We start from the raw sequence: 17,523 nt of genomic DNA, 5'->3' as shown, positions 1-17,523 counted from the left end.
GGACGACGTCACGCAGACGGCCGGGCCCGCAAGGCGGACCCGGCGCCGTCGTACCGTGCGCGAACGGGGTGGCGCTCAGGGCCGCTCCCCGCGCTTCACCTGGGGCTTGGGCAGCCGCAGCCGGCGCATCTGGAGCGTGCGCATCAGCGCGTAGGCCACCGCGCCGCGCCGGTTCTCGTCGGGGAAGCGCTCGGCGAGCGTCTTCTTCAGACGGAAGCCCGTCACGACCGAGTCGAGCACGATCATCACGATGACGACGAGCCACAGCAGCAGCGCGATGTTCTGCAGCTGCGCCACCTGCACCATGCTCAGCACGAGGATGACCACGGCCATCGGCAGGAACCACTCCGCGATGTGGAAGCGCGAGTCCACGAAGTCACGGGCGAACCGGCGCACCGGGCCCTTGTCGCGCGCGGGCAGGTACCGCTCGTCGCCGCTGGCCAGCGCCTGGCGCTGACGCTCCAGTGCGGCACGGCGCTCCTCGCGCTGACGCTTGGCGGCCTCCTTACGCGACATCGTCGTGTTGGCCACGCTGCGGCGCTGCGACTGGGCCGCGCTGCGCTTGGGTGTGGGGCGGCCCTTGGGGGCCTCGGGGTGACGGGGCTGCATGGAGTCGGTCACCGTCGCCTTGTCGGCGCCCGGTGCCTTCTCTTCCTTGGCACGGCTACGGAACACAAAACCCAAGGGTACGGGGTGGCCGGGGTTGGACCACAGCCCCGCGGGGAACGATCCGGCAACACCGGACGTCTCTCCTAGGACAGATGGGGACGTAGCGGGGGCCTCCGGGACGACCGGCGGCCGCCACCCCGGGGACCACCTACTCCCTACGCCGGATCAGGAGGGTACTCACTCGTCCTTGGGGATGAGCGCATCCGTCCCCGGACAGTGCGGTAATGGATGCAGGGCCCGTACTGTGGGTTCTGTCGCAGTCACTGGAGCTGGAGTCCGTCAGAAGGGGGCGCGCGAAGCCCATGAGCGGTGTCATGAAGCGTATGGGGATGATCTTCCGCGCGAAGGCGAACAAGGCCCTTGACCGGGCCGAGGACCCGCGCGAGACCCTCGACTACTCGTACCAGAAGCAGTTGGAGCTGCTCCAGAAGGTCCGCCGTGGCGTCGCCGACGTGGCGACCAGCCGCAAGCGCCTGGAGCTCCAGCTCAACCAGCTCCAGTCCCAGTCGTCGAAGCTGGAGGACCAGGGCCGCAAGGCGCTCGCGCTGGGCCGCGAGGACCTGGCCCGCGAGGCCCTCTCCCGCCGCGCCGCGCTCCAGCAGCAGGTGACGGACCTGGAGACCCAGCACGCCACGCTCCAGGGCGAGGAGGAGAAGCTGACGCTGGCCGCGCAGCGCCTCCAGGCCAAGGTGGACGCCTTCCGCACCAAGAAGGAGACCATCAAGGCCACCTACACAGCCGCCCAGGCGCAGACCCGGATCGGCGAGGCCTTCTCCGGCATCTCCGAGGAGATGGGCGACGTCGGCCTGGCCATCCAGCGGGCCGAGGACAAGACCGCCCAGCTCCAGGCCCGGGCCGGCGCGATCGACGAGCTGCTCGCCTCCGGCGCCCTGGACGACCAGTCCGGCATGCACAAGGACGACATCCAGGCCGAGCTCGACCGGCTCTCCGGCGGCACGGACGTGGAGCTCGAACTGCAGCGCATGAAGGCCGAGCTGGCCGGGGGCACCTCCGGCGACCGGCAGGCCCTCGAGGGCGGCCAGGACCAGGCGCAGCCGCAGACCCGGCAGCAGCCGCAGGACACCCCGCGCTTCGACAAGCAGTAGCCCACGCCGAGGAGGGCGACATGATCGTACGGATCATGGGGGAGGGGCAGCTGACGCTGGAGGAGAGCCGGCTGCCCGAGCTGAACAAGCTGGACGAGGAACTGCTCGCCGAGATGGAGAACGGCGACGGACCCGGCTTCCGCGCCACGCTCCAGGCCCTGCTGGACAAGGTGCACGAGCTGGGCGAGCCGCTGCCGGACGACTCCCTGGAGCCGTCCGACCTCATCCTCCCGGCCCCCGGCGCCACCCTCGAGGAGGTCCGCGACCTCCTCACCGACGACGGCCTCATCCCGGGGACCTGAGACGTCCCCGGGACAACCGGATCCGGCCGTCCGCGAAGAGGCAGTCCGCAGAGAGGGGGGAGCCGGGGCCGCGCCGCACGGGCGTCCGCCCCGGTCACCGCAACCAGCCGTGAGCACCCTGACACGCGCCCGCTGCCGGGCGCGGGCCCACCCGGCCGCCGTGGACACGGTGCTGGCCGTCGGCGTCCTGCTGTGCATGGTCGCCGGGTCCTTCGTCGAACCGCACGACCCCGAGGGGGTCAGCTGGGGCCTGCGCACCCCCGACCCGCTCAGCCTGGTCCTGATGACGCTCGGCGCCGCCGCGCTCGTCTTCCGCCGCCGCGCCCCCCGCACGGTGCTCGGTGTCGCGGGCGGCCTCTCCGTCGTCGAGTCCGTCACCGGCGACCCCCGCGCCCCCGTCGCCATGTGCGCGGTGATCGCCCTCTACACCGTCGCCGCCTCCACCGACCGCCCCACCACCTGGCGGCTCGGCCTGCTCACCATGACCGTCCTCACCGGCACCGCGATGGCCGCCGGGCCCCTGCCCTGGTACGCCCAGGAGAACCTGGCGATCCTCGCCTGGACCGGCATCGGCGCCACCGGCGGGGACGCCGTCCGCAGCCGCCGCGCCTTCGTCCAGGCCATCCGCGAGCGCGCCGAGCGCGCCGAACGCACCCGCGAGGAGGAGGCCCGCCGCCGGGTCGCCGAGGAGCGCCTGCGCATCGCCCGCGACCTGCACGACGTGGTCGCCCACCACATCGCCCTGGTCAACGTGCAGGCCGGGGTCGCCGCCCATGTCATGGACAAGCGCCCCGACCAGGCCAAGGAGGCCCTCGCCCACGTCCGCGAGGCCAGCCGCCACGCGCTCGGCGAACTGCGCGCCACCGTCGGCCTGCTGCGCCAGTCCGGCGACCCCGAGGCGCCCACCGAGCCCGCCCCCGGCCTCGACCGCCTCGACGAGCTCGCCGCCACCTTCCGCAACGCCGGGCTCCGCGTCGAGGTCGCCCGCGCCGACCAGGGCACCGAACTGCCCGCCGCCGTCGGCCTGGCCGCGTACCGGATCGTCCAGGAGGCGCTGACCAACGTGCAGAAGCACGCCGGGACCGACGCGCGCGCCGAGGTCAGCGTCGTACGCGTCGGACCGCACATCGAGGTCACCGTGCTCGACGACGGCAGCGACCAGGGCCACGACCCCACCCCCGGCGGCGGGCACGGACTGCTCGGCATGCGCGAACGCGTCACCGCCCTGCGCGGCACCCTCACCACCGGCCCCCGCTACGGCGGCGGCTTCCGCGTGCATGCGATCCTTCCCGTCGAGCCCCGCACCTCCGCCGCCCCCGGCGGCCGCCCGTGACCGACGCCCCGCTGGAGCCCGCATGACGATCCGCGTCCTGCTCGCCGACGACCAGGCACTGCTGCGCAGCGCTTTCCGCGTCCTCGTCGACTCCGAGCCGGACATGGAGGTCGTGGGCGAGGCGTCCGACGGCGCCGAGGCCGTCCGGCTGGCCCGCGAACACCTGCCCGACGTGGTCCTCATGGACATCCGCATGCCCGGCACCGACGGCCTCGCCGCCACCCGCGAGATCAGCGCCGACCCCGCCCTCGACGGGGTCCGGGTGGTGATACTGACGACCTTCGAGGTCGACGACTACGTGGTGCAGTCCCTGCGGGCCGGCGCCTCCGGCTTCCTCGGCAAGGGCGCCGAGCCCGGCGAGATGCTGGGCGCCGTGCGCATCGCCGCCGGGGGAGAGGCGCTGCTGTCCCCGCAGGCCACCAAGGGCCTGATCGCCCGCTTCCTCGCCCAGGACGGCCCGCCCGGCCCCGACCGCGACCCCGAGCGCGCCGAGCGCCTGGACTCCCTCACCGTGCGCGAGCGGGAGGTGCTGGTCCAGGTCGCCGGCGGTCACTCCAACGACGAGATCGCCGAACGCCTCGAGGTCAGCCCGCTCACCGTCAAGACCCACGTCAACCGCGCCATGGCCAAGCTGGGCGCCCGCGACCGGGCCCAGCTCGTGGTCATCGCCTACGAGTCGGGCCTGGTCCGTCCGAGGACGGACCAGGCGTAGCCGTGAGTACTGCGGCGGGAGTAGGCGCCGTGTGAAGAATCGGACCTCGGGACCACGGATCGGCCCTGGGCCATGGCCCAGGGTGTGGAGTGGGCCGCCCACTGTGCGCGCGCCCGTCTGCCGGACCTTCGCCGCTCCACGGAAAAGAGACCCTGACCCATGTCCTGGCTGTCCAGATTCAGCCTCGCGCAACGGGCGCTGATCGGACTGATGTCGATCATCGCGCTCGTCTTCGGGGCGATCGCGATACCCCAGCTCAAACAGCAGCTCCTGCCCACCATCGAACTGCCCATGGTCTCCGTGATCGCCCCCTACCAGGGCGCCTCGCCGGACGTGGTGGAGAAGCAGGTCGTCGAACCCATCGAGGACAGCCTGGAGGCCGTCGACGGCATCTCCGGCGTCACCTCGAAGGCGAGCGAGGGCAACGCCGTGATCATGGCGTCCTTCGACTACGGCAACAACACCCAGCAGCTCGTCGCCGACGTGCAGCAGGCCGTCAACCGGGCCGGCGCCCGGCTGCCGTCCGGGGTGGACCCGCAGGTCGTCGCAGGATCCACGGACGACATCCCGACCGTGGTGCTCGCCGTCACCTCCGACAAGGACCAGCAGGCGCTCGCCGACCAGCTGGACCGCACGGTGGTGCCCGCGCTGAAGAGCATCGACGGCGTCGGCCAGGTCCTGGTGGACGGCGTACGGGACCTCCAGGTCACCGTCGTCCCCGACGAGGCGAAGCTCGCCAGGGCGGGCCTGACCGGCGCGTCGGTCGCCCAGGCCCTCCAGGCCGGCGGCGCGACCGTCCCGGCCGGCTCCTTCGAGGAGAACGGCGCCAACCGCACCGTCCAGGTCGGCGGCGGCTTCACCTCCCTGCGGCAGATCCAGGACCTGATGGTCACGGCCGCCCCCGGCGAGGGCAAGCCCGTCCGCCTCGGCGACGTGGCCGCCGTCCGGCAGGAGGAGGCGCGCTCCGACTCCCTCACCCGCACCAACGGCCGGCCCAGCCTCGCCGTCATGGCCACCATGGACCACGACGGCAGCGCCGTCGCCATCTCCGAGGCCGTCGAGAAGAAGCTGCCCGGACTGCGCGAGGACCTCGGCGACGGCGCCACCCTCACCGTGGTCAGCGACCAGGGCCCTGCGGTCTCGAAGGCCATCGACGGCCTCACCACCGAGGGCGCGCTCGGCCTGCTCTTCGCCGTGCTGGTGATCCTCGTCTTCCTCGCGTCGGTCCGCTCCACCCTCGTCACGGCGGTGTCCATCCCGCTGTCGGTGGTGCTCGCGCTGATCGTGCTGTGGACCCGCGACCTGTCCCTCAACATGCTGACCCTGGGCGGTCTGACCATCGCCATCGGCCGGGTCGTCGACGACTCCATCGTCGTCCTGGAGAACATCAAGCGGCACCTCGGCTACGGCGAGGAACGCCACTCCGCGATCATGAACGCGGTGCGCGAGGTGGCCGGAGCGGTCACCTCCTCCACCCTCACCACCGTCGCCGTGTTCCTGCCGATAGGCCTGGTCGGCGGCATGGTGGGCGAGCTGTTCGGCTCCTTCAGCCTCACCGTCACCGCCGCGCTGCTGGCGTCCCTGCTGGTGTCGCTGACGGTCGTCCCGGTGCTGTCGTACTGGTTCCTGCGGCCCCCGAAGGGCACCCCGGAGGACGCCGAGGAGGCCCGCAGGCAGGCCGAGGAGAAGGAGGCGAAGAGCCGCCTCCAGCGCGCCTATGTGCCCGTGCTGCGCTTCGCCACCCGGCGCCGGCTGACCAGCGTCGCCATCGCCGTCGTCGTGCTGATCGCCACCTTCGCCATGGCCCCGCTGCTGAAGACCAACTTCTTCGACGCGGGCGAGCAGCAGGTCCTGACCGTCCGTCAGGAGCTGAAGCCCGGCGCCTCCCTGGCCACGACCGACGCCCAGGCGAAGAAGGTCGAGAAGCTGCTCGCGGACACCGAGGGCGTCGAGGACTACCAGGTGACCGTCGGCTCGTCCGGCTTCATGGCCGCCTTCGGCGGCGGCACCGACACCAACCAGGCGACCTACCAGATCATGCTGGAGGACTCCGCGTCCTCCGACGACGTCCGGGACAGCATCGAGAAGGGCCTCGCCGGGCTCGACGGCATCGGCACCACCACGGTGGCGGCCGGTGACGGCTTCGGCAGCCAGGACCTCAGCGTGGTCGTGAAGGCGGCCGACGCGCAGGTGCTGAACAAGGCGGCCGAGCAGGTCCGCGACGCGGTGGCCTCCCTGGACGACGTCACCGACGTCAGCAGCGACCTGGCGCAGAGCGTGCCCCGTATCTCGGTCACGCCCAACGACAAGGCCGCCGCGGCCGGCTTCGACGCCCAGACCCTCGGGATGGCCGTCGCCCAGTCGGTGAAGGGCACCCCGGCCGCCAAGGCCGTCCTCGACGACACCGAGCGGGACATCGTGATCCGCTCGGCGCGGCCCGCCACGACCGTCGAGCAGCTGCGCGCCCTGCGTCTCGGCCCGGTGAAGCTGGGTGACATCGCCACCGTCCGGCTGGTGGACGGCCCGGTCTCCATGACCCGCATCGACGGCCAGCGCGCGGCCACCGTCACCGCCCGCCCGGTCGGCGACAACACGGGCGCCGTGGGCACGGCGCTCCAGACGAAGATCGACGCGCTGACGCTGCCCGCGGGCGCGACGGCCGAGATCGGGGGTGTGACCGAGGACCAGGACGAGGCCTTCGTCAACCTGGGCCTGGCCATGCTGGCCGCCATCGCGATCGTGTTCATGCTGCTGGTCGGTACCTTCCGGTCGCTGGCCCAGCCGCTGATCCTGCTGGTGTCCGTGCCGTTCGCGGCGACCGGCGCGATCGGCCTGCTGCTGGTCACCGGCACCCCGATGGGCGTCCCGGCGATGATCGGCATGCTGATGCTGATCGGCATCGTGGTCACCAACGCGATCGTGCTGATCGACCTGATCAACCAGTACCGCGGGCAGGGCTACGGCGTCATCGACGCCGTCCTCGAGGGCGGCCGGCACCGGCTGCGGCCCATCCTGATGACGGCCCTGGCGACGATCTTCGCCCTGCTCCCGATGGCGCTCGGCGTCACCGGCGAGGGCGGCTTCATCGCCCAGCCGCTCGCGGTGGTGGTGATCGGCGGCCTGATCACGTCGACCCTGCTCACCCTGCTCCTGGTCCCGACGCTCTACGCGATGCTGGAACTCCGCAAGGAACGCCGCGCCCTCAAGCGCGCGGCGAAGCGGGAGACGCCCGGCGGGCCGCGGCCCGCCTCCGGCAAGGAGACCCCGGCGCAGGTCTGATCCGCGCGACGGCGAAGGCCCCCGTCCGGCACCGTCAGGTGCCGGACGGGGGCCTTCGCGCCGTGTGCCGTGCCGCCGTTACGGCAGCGCCAGCATGCGCTCCAGGGCCAGCTTGGCGAACGCCTCGGTCTCCTTGTCCACCTCGATGCGGTTGACCAGGGTGCCCTCGGCGAGGGACTCCAGGGCCCAGACCAGGTGGGGGAGGTCGATGCGGTTCATCGTCGAGCAGAAGCAGACCGTGCGGTCGAGGAACACGATCTCCTTGTCCTCGGAAGCGAAACGGTTCGCCAGGCGGCGGACCAGGTTCAGCTCGGTGCCGATGGCCCACTTGGACCCGGCCGGGGCCGCCTCCAGCGTCTTGATGATGTACTCGGTCGAGCCGACGTAATCCGCCGCGGCCACGACCTCGTGACGGCACTCGGGGTGCACCAGGACGTTGACGCCCGGGATGCGCTCACGCACCTCGTTCACCGAGTCCAGGCTGAAGCGGCCGTGCACCGAGCAGTGGCCGCGCCACAGGATCATCTTCGCGGCGCGCAGCTCCTCGGCGGTCAGGCCGCCGTTCGGCCGGTGCGGGTTGTAGACGACGCAGTCCTCCAGGGACATCCCCATGTCCCGCACCGCCGTGTTGCGGCCCAGGTGCTGGTCGGGGAGGAAGAGGACCTTCTCGCCCTGCTGGAACGCCCAGTCCAGGGCGCGCTTCGCGTTCGACGAGGTGCAGATCGTGCCGCCGTGCTTGCCGGTGAAGGCCTTGATGTCGGCGGAGGAGTTCATGTACGAGACGGGGACGACCTGCTCGGCGACCCCGGCCTCGGTCAGCACGTCCCAGCACTCGGCGACCTGCTCGGCGGTGGCCATGTCGGCCATGGAGCACCCGGCCGCGAGGTCCGGCAGGACCACCTTCTGGTCGTCGCCGGTGAGGATGTCGGCGGACTCGGCCATGAAGTGCACACCGCAGAAGACGATGTACTCGGCCTGCGGACGCGCGGCCGCGTCCCGCGCCAGCTTGAAGGAGTCGCCCGTGACGTCGGCGAACTGGATGACCTCGTCACGCTGGTAGTGGTGGCCGAGGACGAAGACCTTGTCCCCGAGCTTCTCCTTGGCCGCGCGGGCGCGCTCCACGAGATCCGGGTCGGACGGCGAGGGGAGGTCGCCGGGACACTCCACACCGCGCTCGCTCTTCGGGTCGGCCTCACGGCCGAGGAGCAGCAGGGCGAGGGGCGTCGGCTGGACGTCGAGCTCCCGGGTCTGGGCGGTGGTCACGACACGCACCCTTTCTGTTCTGGCGACTTCTCGTCGAAATGACGCTATCTATCATAACCGGTTCACGTCACTTTGACGATGGCCATAGCGTCCATGTGACGTGAATCTAGGCGGCCGCCCGTTCATTCCCGACAGGCCCCGGCACGGGACGTTTTCCGCTCCGCACGGCGTGTGCGAGCATGAAGAGCGAGGCGAGGAAATCACGCGCCCGGCCCGGAATGAATCCGCGGTCCCGCCGGTTGCAACCGTCGGCAAGCAGTCTCCGTACAACCCGGGAGAGATGTAGATGTCCGTATCGGACGAGACCACCACCGTCACCGACGGCATCGTCCTGACCGACGCCGCCGCGTCCAAGGTCAAGGCCCTGCTCGACCAGGAAGGCCGTGACGACCTCGCCCTGCGCGTCGCCGTCCAGCCCGGCGGCTGCTCCGGCCTGCGCTACCAGCTCTTCTTCGACGAGCGCTCGCTCGACGGCGACGTGGTGAAGGACTTCGGCGGCGTCAAGGTCGTCACCGACCGCATGAGCGCCCCGTACCTGGGCGGCGCCACCATCGACTTCGTCGACACCATCGAGAAGCAGGGCTTCACGATCGACAACCCGAACGCCACGGGTTCCTGCGCCTGCGGCGACTCCTTCAGCTGAGCGTCGCCGGTCCGGCCGGCGGACGACCCGACGAAGGCGGCGGCCCCGTGAACACGGGACCGCCGCCTTCGTCGTGCGCGCGTGCGGCGCTCAGCGGGCGCTGGGCGGCGCGGGCAGCCGGGCGCCGCCCTTGTGCAGCGGCACCGGCTCGCCGTCCGCCGTCACCACCTGGCGGTCGCCGAGCGGGGCGTCCAGCCGCAGCGTCCGCTCGTACTGCTTGGCGATCAGGATGCACACCTTGTCCGGCCAGGGCGTCTCGGTCACCCGCACGGTGACCTTGCCCGCGCTCTCGCTCGCCGTCGCCTTGTAGTCGGCGCAGACGCCGCCGGTGAACGTCACGGTCAGCTCGTCGCCCTGGGCCGTGTAGCCCTCCACCTGGACCTCGCGGGTGGCCGGCGCGGACGTCGGCTCGTCACCGGGGCCCGACGGCTCCTCGCCCGGGCGCTCCCCGGACCCCGCCGGCGAGGCGAGGAACTCCGGCTCCACCGCCGGATGCGTCACCGTGAACGGGGTGTCGGAGCCCGCGGGCCGCACCTCGAACAGCCAGGACGGCACCAGCGCGGGACGCCCGTCCATCGAGTGCGCGGCCAGCCCGAACACCGCCTCGTCCACCGACACCGTGTCGCCGGCCGGCTGCTTCGTCACCGGGGCGCACGGCTCCTGCTGCTCCCCCTCGTCCAGCGGCACGGGGGTGGCGCAGCCGCCGATCTCCACCCGGTCCCCGGCGCCGGGCGCGCCGTTCATCGCGTCCAGCGCCTCGCGGGCGCCGACCACCGGGTACGTGTCCCCCTTCACCGGTTCCGCGAGCCGGCCGCTGCCGCCGACCACCTCGCCGCTCGCCCCGACGACCACCCCGGTCGTCCAGCCGTACGTCGGCAGCCCGCCGACCTCCGGGTCGGCGTTCACCACACGGCTGCCGTCCAGCACCTGGCTCGCGTCCAGCTTGGCGTCGTCCTGGCCCACCGCCTTCAGCACCGGCGCGGCGGCCTTCTTCGCGGCGGCCTCGCTCACCGCGGCCGTCCCCCCGCCGGTCGGGGCCTTGCAGGTGGCGCCCTTGCAGTTGTCGCTGCCCGGGATGTTCCGGCTGAACGTCCAGGTGCCGGGGGCCTGCTGATCGACGCGCAGGGTCGGACCGGAGCCGTCCTGGCCGCCGATGCGCCAGGAGCCGCCCTCAGCGACCGGCTTGCCCTCGATCCCCAGCGCCTCGGCCAGCGCGACCACCCGGTCCTCGCCGACCTGGCCCCGCGCATGGAACACGGGCGCCGTGTCCGGACCCTCGGGGAGCGCGCCCTCGGCGCGGTAGGTCGCGCCGTACGGGTTGGGCTCGCCCGGCGCGACGCCGTTCGGGCCGTTCTCGGAGTAGCCGTCCAGGGCGAGCGGCGGGGGAGTGGCGTCGCCGTTCGCCCCCGGTGCCGTACCGCCCCCGGAGTCCCCGGCCGCCCCGGCCGCGAGATACGCCCCACCGCCGCCGGCCAGCAGCACGGCGGCGGCGACGGAGGCGATCAACGCCGGCGACCGCCGCCGCGCGGGTCCCTCCGACCTACGGTCCCCGTCGTGGCCGGCGCCGACCACCGGTTCGGACCCGGCGTACGCGTGGTCGCCGTCGCCGTCCCCGTCGCCGGGGGCGTCGGAAGGCGCGTCGGCCTGCGGGCCTGCGGCTTCCGCGTCATCCGCTCCGGCGTCCGTCGTCCCCGCGTCCGCGCCCTCGGCACCCTCGGACCGCGACGCCCCCGCGTCCTCGTCCGCGCCACGCGTCCGCGTGGCGTCGGAGTCGGAGGCGGCCGCCTCCGGGGAGGAGGTGGTGCGCGGCCGTGCGCCCCCCGTGTCGGGCGCGTCGCCCGAGACGGGGCGCGGCTCGTCGTCGTGGTCGGGTCGCTCGGTGTTCACCGCATCGCTCCTTCGCCTGCACAGCTGTCCCATGCGGACCCTGCCCGGTCGCGCCGGGGCTGCTGAGGGTTCGTGTCCCGCATCCCCTCTACGGGGGACAGCGATGGGACGCAGTGGGGGAGCGCGCGGTTCCCCGCGCTCGCTCAGTCGCCGTAGTCGGACATGGCGTCCAGCATCCGCGCGGAGGCGGGCGGCACGTCCACCCCGTGGATCAGGGAGGGCGGCACCGGCCGGGCCGCCGTCCGCACGGGCGCCGCCCAGTGCGGGACCATCCGGGCGCAGTCGCCGCGCAGCGAGGTCAAGTCGCCCTCGAGGTCGACCGGAGCGGAGGCGTGGACCTTGATGTTCGTCATGTCCGCACCGTATGCACGCCGACAGCCGCGAAGAAAGAGCTACTATCGGGTAGTTTCGGCTGCTTCTACGGGCCGTTCCCACCCGGTAGCGTGAAGTGTCAAGCCCCCTCCCTCAGGAGAATCCACGCCGTGCGCATCGCAGTCACCGGCTCCATCGCCACCGACCACCTCATGACCTTCCCCGGCCGGTTCGCCGACCAGCTCGTCGCGGACCAGCTGCACACGGTCTCGCTGTCCTTCCTGGTCGACAACCTCGACGTGCGTCGCGGCGGGGTGGCCGCGAACATCGCCTTCGGCATGGGCCAGCTCGGCACCCGCCCGATCCTGGTCGGCGCGGCCGGCTTCGACTTCGACGAGTACCGGGCCTGGCTGGAGCGGCACGGCGTCGACACCGACTCCGTCCGCATCTCGGACACGCTGCACACCGCCCGCTTCGTGTGCACCACGGACTCCGACCACAACCAGATCGGCTCCTTCTACACGGGCGCGATGAGCGAGGCCCGGCTGATCGAGCTGAAGACCGTCGCCGACCGCGTGGGCGGCCTCGACCTGGTGTCCGTCGGGGCCGACGACCCGGAGGCGATGCTCCGGCACACCGAGGAGTGCCGCTCGCGGGGCATTCCCTTCGCCGCCGACTTCTCCCAGCAGATCGCCCGCATGGACGGGGAGGAGATCCGGATACTGCTGGAGGGGGCCACGTACCTCTTCTCCAACGAGTACGAGAAGGGCCTCATCCAGACGAAGACCGGCTGGACCGACGAGGAGATCCTCGCCAAGGTCGGCCACCGCGTCACCACCCTCGGCGCCCGCGGCGTGCGCATCGAGCGGGCCGGCGAGCCGGTCGTCGAGGTCGCCTGCCCCGACGAGGAGCGCAAGGCCGACCCCACCGGCGTCGGCGACGCCTTCCGCGCCGGCTTCCTGTCCGGCCTGGCGTGGGGCGTCTCGCTGGAGCGCGCCGCGCAGGTCGGCTGCATGCTGGCGACCCTCGTCATCGAGACGGTCGGCACCCAGGAGTACCAGCTGCGCCGCGGCCACTTCATGGAGCGCTTCACCAAGGCCTACGGCGACGACGCCGCCACCGAGGTGCGCGAGCACCTGGGCTGACCGCCGGTCACGTCAGGACAGCCGGCGGACCACATAGGCCGCGCCCCGGTCCGCCGGCTGTTCGCCGACGTACTCCTGGCCGCGCATCTCGCACCACGCGGGGATGTCCAGCCGGGCCGCCTCGTCGTCGGCGAGGACCCGCACCAGGCCGCCCACCGGCACGTCGCCGATCACCTTGGCCAGCTCGATCACCGGGATCGGGCAGCGCCGCCCCAGCGCGTCCACCACCAGCGCCTCGTCCCGCTCCTCGGTGACGGTCTCCGTCCGGGACACCGGCGCGCCGAGCTTCTCCCGCACCCCGGCCACCACCCCCGGCAGCACGGCGAGGAAACGCTCCACGTCCTCCTCCGTCGTGCCCGGCGGCAGCGAGACGCGGACGTTGCCCTCGCTGAGCACCCCCATCGCCCTCAGCACATGGCTGGGCGTCAGCGTGCTGCTGGTGCAGGACGAGCCGGACGACACGGAGAAGCCGGCCCGGTCCAGCTCGTGCAGCACGGTCTCCCCGTCGACATAGAGACACGAGAAGGTCACGACGCCCGGCAGCCGCCGCTCCGGGTCCCCGACCACCTCCACGTCCGGCACCAGCGCCGGCACCCGCGCCCGGATCCGCTCCGTCAGTTCCCGCAGCCGGGCCGCCTCCTGGACGGCCTCCGCCCGCACCGCCCGCAGCGACGCCGCCGCGGCCACGATCGCCGGGAGGTTCTCGAAGCCGGGCGCCCGACCCGACTCCCGCTCGTCCCGCGGACCCTGGGGGGCGAACCGCACGCCCTTGCGCACCACGAGCAGACCCACCCCCGAGGGCCCGCCCCACTTGTGGGCGCTCGCCGCGAGCAGCGACCAGTCGCCCTCGACCGGTCCCCAGCCCAGCGACTGGGCCGCGTCCACCAGCAGCGGCACACCGGCGGCCCGGCACGCCTCGGCCGCCTCCGCCACCGGCTGGAGGGTGCCCACCTCGTGGTTGGCGGACTGCAGGCAGGCCAGCGCGGTGTCCGGCCGCAGCGCCTCGGCGAACTCCGCGGGGCGCACGGCGCCCGTGCGGTCCACCGGGACTTCTGTGACCGTGCCGCCGCCGTCCCGGTGAACTTCCGCCGTATGGAGTACAGAAGAGTGTTCGACCGCTGACACGATCAGGTGACGCCCGGTGCGCCGCCGCCCGGCCAGCGCCCCCGCGATCCCGGAGTGCACCGCGGCCGTCCCGGACGGGGTGAACACCAGCTCGTCGGGACGGCAGCCCACGGCCTCCGCGGCCGCCTCCCGCGCCGCGTCCAGCAGCAGCCGGGCCCGCCGCCCCTCCTTGTACAACCGCGCGGGATCGGCCCACCCTTCGCCCAGCGACGCTAGCAGAGCCTGACGGGCAACAGGGTGGAGGGGAGCCGCGGAGGCGGCATCGAAGTAGGACATACGCCAACGTTAGAACCCCGGCAACCGCACCATCCCCAGGGGCGCGGGGAACGGCGCGACCAGCCCCGACGCACCCGCAGCCGCCGAACCGGCGAACCCCCCGACCCACTAGGCACCCCTCCCCGCGACCCCTCGAAGAGCGTCGGCTAGGGTTTGGTCCGCATAAACATCCAAACCCCTGCCCGACGCAGGGCGGCGACCGACCAGCGAGAAGGCCAGGCCGCAGCCGAACAGCGCGGGCGAGACTCTCGGGAAGGCGCTACGTGAGTCCCAACGGCTCCGACCTCCCCCACGGCCTGGAAGGCGTGGGCGGTACCCCCAAGCCGCGGCGCCCGATGCGGCGGAAGCTGCTGCAGGCACTGACCGCGGGCCTGGTCCTGGCGACCGCCACCGGTTGCACATGGGAGGACTTCCCCCGCCTTGGCATGCCCACCCCCACGACGGAAGAGGCTCCCCGGATCCTCTCCCTGTGGCAGGGGTCCTGGGCGGCCGCGCTCGCCGTCGGCGTGCTGGTGTGGGGCCTGATCCTGTGGAGTGCTTTCTTCCACCGGCGCAGCCGCACCAAGGTCGAGGTACCTCCGCAGACCCGGTACAACATGCCCATCGAGGCGTTGTACACGGTGGTCCCCCTCATCATCGTCTCGGTGTTCTTCTACTTCACCGCCCGCGACGAATCCGAGCTGCTGAAGCTCGAGAAGAAGCCCGACGTCACGGTGAACGTGGTCGGCTTCCAGTGGAGCTGGTGCTTCAACTACGTCGAGAACGTCGAGGGTTCCACGGGCGACGCCAAGACGTCCAAGGAACTCGACGCGATTCCGGACCGCTACAAGGAGGCCTTCCCGGCCGACGCGGGCGGTGTCTACGACTGCGGCATCCCCGGAACCCGGAACCCGCAGACCAACAACCCGGGCCCCACCCTGTGGCTGCCCGAGGGCAAGCGGGTCCGCTTCGTGCTGACCTCGCGTGACGTCATCCACTCCTTCTGGGTGGTGCCGTTCCTGATGAAGCAGGACGTCATCCCGGGCCACACCAACGCCTTCGAGGTGACCCCCAACCGTGAGGGCACCTTCCTCGGCAAGTGCGCCGAACTCTGCGGCGTCGACCACTCCCGGATGCTGTTCAACGTGAAGGTCGTCTCCCCCGAGCGGTACGAGCAGCACCTGAAGGACCTCGCGAAGAAGGGGCAGAAGGGCTACGTGCCCGCGGGCATCGAGCAGTCCGGCCCCGAGAAGAACCGGGAGTCGAACATCCTGTGAGCATCCTCAACGAACCCAAGGGTGCCGCGGCAGCTGGGTCCCACTACGAGGACGAACTGCCGGTCAGGCGCCAGAACCGTGGCAGCGTCGTGGTCAAGTGGCTGACGACCACGGACCACAAGACGATCGGCACGATGTACCTGGTGACGTCGTTCGTCTTCTTCGTCATCGGCGGCGTGATGGCCCTGGTGATGCGCGCCGAGCTGGCCCGCCCGGGCCTGCAGATCGTGTCGAACGAGCAGTTCAACCAGGCGTTCACGATGCACGGCACGATCATGCTGCTGATGTTCGCGACGCCGCTGTTCGCCGGCTTCGCGAACTGGATCATGCCGCTGCAGATCGGCGCGCCCGACGTGGCGTTCCCGCGGCTGAACATGTTCGCCTACTGGCTCTACTCGTTCGGCTCGCTCATCGCGGTCGGCGGCTTCCTGACGCCGGACGGCGCCGCCAGCTTCGGCTGGTTCGCCTACGCGCCGCTGTCGGACGCGGTCCGCTCGCCGGGCATCGGCTCCGACATGTGGATCATGGGCCTCGCCCTCTCCGGCTTCGGCACCATCCTCGGCGCGGTCAACTTCATCACGACCATCATCTGCATGCGTGCCCCCGGCATGACGATGTTCCGCATGCCGATCTTCACCTGGAACGTCCTGCTCACCGGTGTGCTGGTGCTGCTCGCCTTCCCGGTGCTCGCCGCCGCGCTGTTCGCCCTGGAGGCGGACCGCAAGTTCGGGGCGCACATCTTCGACTCGACGAACGGCGGAGCGCTGCTGTGGCAGCACCTCTTCTGGTTCTTCGGTCACCCCGAGGTGTACATCATCGCGCTGCCGTTCTTCGGCATCGTCTCCGAGATCATCCCGGTGTTCTCCCGCAAGCCGATGTTCGGCTACATGGGTCTCATCGGCGCGACCATCGCGATCGCGGGTCTGTCGGTGACGGTGTGGGCGCACCACATGTACGTCACGGGCGGTGTGCTGCTGCCGTTCTTCTCCTTCATGACCTTCCTGATCGCGGTCCCGACCGGTGTGAAGTTCTTCAACTGGATCGGCACCATGTGGAAGGGCAGCCTGTCCTTCGAGACGCCGATGCTGTGGACGCTGGGCTTCCTCATCACGTTCACCTTCGGCGGTCTGACCGGCGTCATCCTGGCCTCGCCGCCGCTGGACTTCCACGTCTCCGACTCGTACTTCGTGGTGGCGCACTTCCACTACGTGGTGTTCGGCACCGTGGTGTTCGCGATGTTCGCCGGCTTCCACTTCTGGTGGCCGAAGTTCACCGGCAAGATGCTCGACGAGCGGCTCGGCAAGATCACCTTCTGGACGCTGTTCATCGGCTTCCACGGCACCTTCCTGGTCCAGCACTGGCTGGGCGTCGAGGGCATGCCGCGCCGGTACGCGGACTACCTGGCCGCGGACGGCTTCACCGCCCTGAACACGGTCTCGACGATCGCCTCGTTCCTCCTCGGCATGTCGCTGCTGCCGTTCTTCTACAACGTGTGGAAGACCGCCAAGTACGGCAAGCCGGTCGAGGTCGACGACCCGTGGGGCTACGGCCGCTCCCTGGAGTGGGCGACCTCCTGCCCGCCGCCCCGGCACAACTTCCTCACCCTGCCGCGGATCCGCAGTGAATCCCCGGCGTTCGACCTGCACCACCCGGAGATCGCCGCGCTCGACGAGCTCGAGAACGCCGGTCACGGCGAGAAGGCCCTCTCCGGCGGCAAGGAGGCCGGCAAGTGAAGATCCAGGGCAAGATGTTCATCTGGCTGAGTGTCTTCTTCCTGGCCGTCGCCGTGGTCTACGGCGTCTGGTCGAAGGAGCCGGTCGGCACCACCGCCCTCGTCCTGGCCTTCGGCCTGAGCATCATGATCGGCTTCTACCTGGGCTTCACCGCCCGGCGGGTCGACGTGGGCGCCCAGGACAACAAGGAGGCGGACGTCGCCGACGACGCCGGCGAGGTCGGGTTCTTCAGCCCGCACAGCTGGCAGCCGCTGTCCCTGGCCGCGGGCGCCGCCCTGGCCTTCATGGGCGTGGCGATCGGCTGGTGGCTGATGTACTTCTCCGCGCCGCTTCTGCTGATCGGTCTGTGGGGCTGGGTCTTCGAGTACTACCGCGGTGAGAACCGCACCCAGTAGCACGCCGTACGGCGCCCGGGAGCCCGGACACTCCGTCAGGAGGGTCCGGGCTCCCGCTGTCGGCGCATCCGCCTCACCCGTTCGGGC

Annotated in this window: 15 protein-coding genes; 10 read left to right on the top strand and 5 right to left on the bottom strand. The window is 71.6% G+C overall.

All coding sequences use genetic code 11. The features are described from left to right. Positions 1–75 precede the first annotated feature (75 nt). Positions 76–714 carry a DUF3043 domain-containing protein gene (locus ACP7TJ_RS08540; RefSeq protein WP_093767941.1) on the bottom strand — a complete coding sequence of 213 codons (639 nt, stop codon included), beginning with the start codon at positions 712–714 and terminating at the stop codon, positions 76–78. A gap of 257 nt (positions 715–971) precedes the next feature. Between ACP7TJ_RS08540 and ACP7TJ_RS08535 the strand changes: the two genes are divergently transcribed. From ACP7TJ_RS08535 to ACP7TJ_RS08515, 5 genes are all read left to right on the top strand, one after another. Further along, complete coding sequence (locus ACP7TJ_RS08535) at positions 972–1,775, top strand: PspA/IM30 family protein (RefSeq protein WP_093767942.1); 804 nt, start codon at positions 972–974, stop codon at positions 1,773–1,775. Positions 1,776–1,795: 20 nt separating this feature from the next. After that, complete coding sequence (gene pspAA, locus ACP7TJ_RS08530; protein ID WP_093767943.1) at positions 1,796–2,077, top strand: PspA-associated protein PspAA; 282 nt, start codon at positions 1,796–1,798, stop codon at positions 2,075–2,077. Between the two features lie 109 nt (positions 2,078–2,186). Next, positions 2,187–3,410 carry a sensor histidine kinase gene (locus tag ACP7TJ_RS08525; RefSeq protein ID WP_093767944.1) on the top strand — a complete coding sequence of 408 codons (1,224 nt, stop codon included), beginning with the start codon at positions 2,187–2,189 and terminating at the stop codon, positions 3,408–3,410. Between the two features lie 22 nt (positions 3,411–3,432). After that, positions 3,433–4,122 (top strand): response regulator, encoded by a 690-nt coding sequence (locus tag ACP7TJ_RS08520; protein ID WP_167742851.1) that lies wholly within the window; start codon positions 3,433–3,435, stop codon positions 4,120–4,122. Between the two features lie 159 nt (positions 4,123–4,281). Then, on the top strand, positions 4,282–7,401 hold the full coding sequence (locus ACP7TJ_RS08515) for an efflux RND transporter permease subunit (protein WP_367454231.1): 3,120 nt from the start codon (positions 4,282–4,284) through the stop codon (positions 7,399–7,401). Between the two features lie 78 nt (positions 7,402–7,479). Here ACP7TJ_RS08515 and nadA read toward each other — a convergent pair whose 3' ends face one another. Beyond that, entirely contained in the window at positions 7,480–8,664 is a 1,185-nt protein-coding gene (gene nadA, locus ACP7TJ_RS08510) for a quinolinate synthase NadA (protein WP_167742849.1), read from the bottom strand. Positions 8,665–8,950: 286 nt separating this feature from the next. Between nadA and erpA the strand changes: the two genes are divergently transcribed. Further along, entirely contained in the window at positions 8,951–9,307 is a 357-nt protein-coding gene (erpA, locus tag ACP7TJ_RS08505) for an iron-sulfur cluster insertion protein ErpA (RefSeq protein ID WP_019522019.1), read from the top strand. Between the two features lie 90 nt (positions 9,308–9,397). On the opposite strand, the gene ACP7TJ_RS08500 is transcribed toward erpA, so the two are convergent. Further along, entirely contained in the window at positions 9,398–11,194 is a 1,797-nt protein-coding gene (locus tag ACP7TJ_RS08500; protein ID WP_427762669.1) for a hypothetical protein, read from the bottom strand. Between the two features lie 143 nt (positions 11,195–11,337). Beyond that, entirely contained in the window at positions 11,338–11,547 is a 210-nt protein-coding gene (locus tag ACP7TJ_RS08495; protein ID WP_093767949.1) for a hypothetical protein, read from the bottom strand. Between the two features lie 129 nt (positions 11,548–11,676). Between ACP7TJ_RS08495 and ACP7TJ_RS08490 the strand changes: the two genes are divergently transcribed. After that, entirely contained in the window at positions 11,677–12,651 is a 975-nt protein-coding gene (locus ACP7TJ_RS08490; RefSeq protein WP_427762667.1) for a carbohydrate kinase family protein, read from the top strand. Positions 12,652–12,663: 12 nt separating this feature from the next. On the opposite strand, the gene ACP7TJ_RS08485 is transcribed toward ACP7TJ_RS08490, so the two are convergent. Then, on the bottom strand, positions 12,664–14,052 hold the full coding sequence (locus tag ACP7TJ_RS08485) for a cysteine desulfurase/sulfurtransferase TusA family protein (protein ID WP_427762665.1): 1,389 nt from the start codon (positions 14,050–14,052) through the stop codon (positions 12,664–12,666). 263 nt (positions 14,053–14,315) lie between these two features. Here ACP7TJ_RS08485 and coxB point away from each other — a divergent pair, with 263 nt between their 5' ends. From coxB to ACP7TJ_RS08470, 3 genes are read left to right on the top strand one after another with little or no spacing between them, the layout of a single operon-like run. Further along, the gene (coxB, locus tag ACP7TJ_RS08480) at positions 14,316–15,308 is read left to right on the top strand and encodes an aa3-type cytochrome oxidase subunit II (RefSeq protein ID WP_019522014.1); all 993 of its coding nucleotides are present in this window, start codon (positions 14,316–14,318) and stop codon (positions 15,306–15,308) included. Beyond that, positions 15,305–17,041 carry an aa3-type cytochrome oxidase subunit I gene (ctaD, locus tag ACP7TJ_RS08475; protein ID WP_093767952.1) on the top strand — a complete coding sequence of 579 codons (1,737 nt, stop codon included), beginning with the start codon at positions 15,305–15,307 and terminating at the stop codon, positions 17,039–17,041. The genes coxB and ctaD overlap by 4 nt, the downstream gene beginning before the upstream one ends. Then, complete coding sequence (locus ACP7TJ_RS08470; RefSeq protein WP_093767953.1) at positions 17,038–17,436, top strand: cytochrome c oxidase subunit 4; 399 nt, start codon at positions 17,038–17,040, stop codon at positions 17,434–17,436. The genes ctaD and ACP7TJ_RS08470 overlap by 4 nt, the downstream gene beginning before the upstream one ends. Positions 17,437–17,523: the final 87 nt, after the last annotated feature.

Origin of the sequence: Streptomyces sp. DSM 41931, assembly GCF_050271085.1 — a bacterium.
In the GTDB taxonomy this organism is placed as follows: Bacteria; Actinomycetota; Actinomycetes; order Streptomycetales; family Streptomycetaceae; genus Streptomyces; species Streptomyces albogriseolus.
Note: the sequence above shows the minus strand (reverse complement) of the source record. Positions and strands in the feature narration are given on the sequence as shown.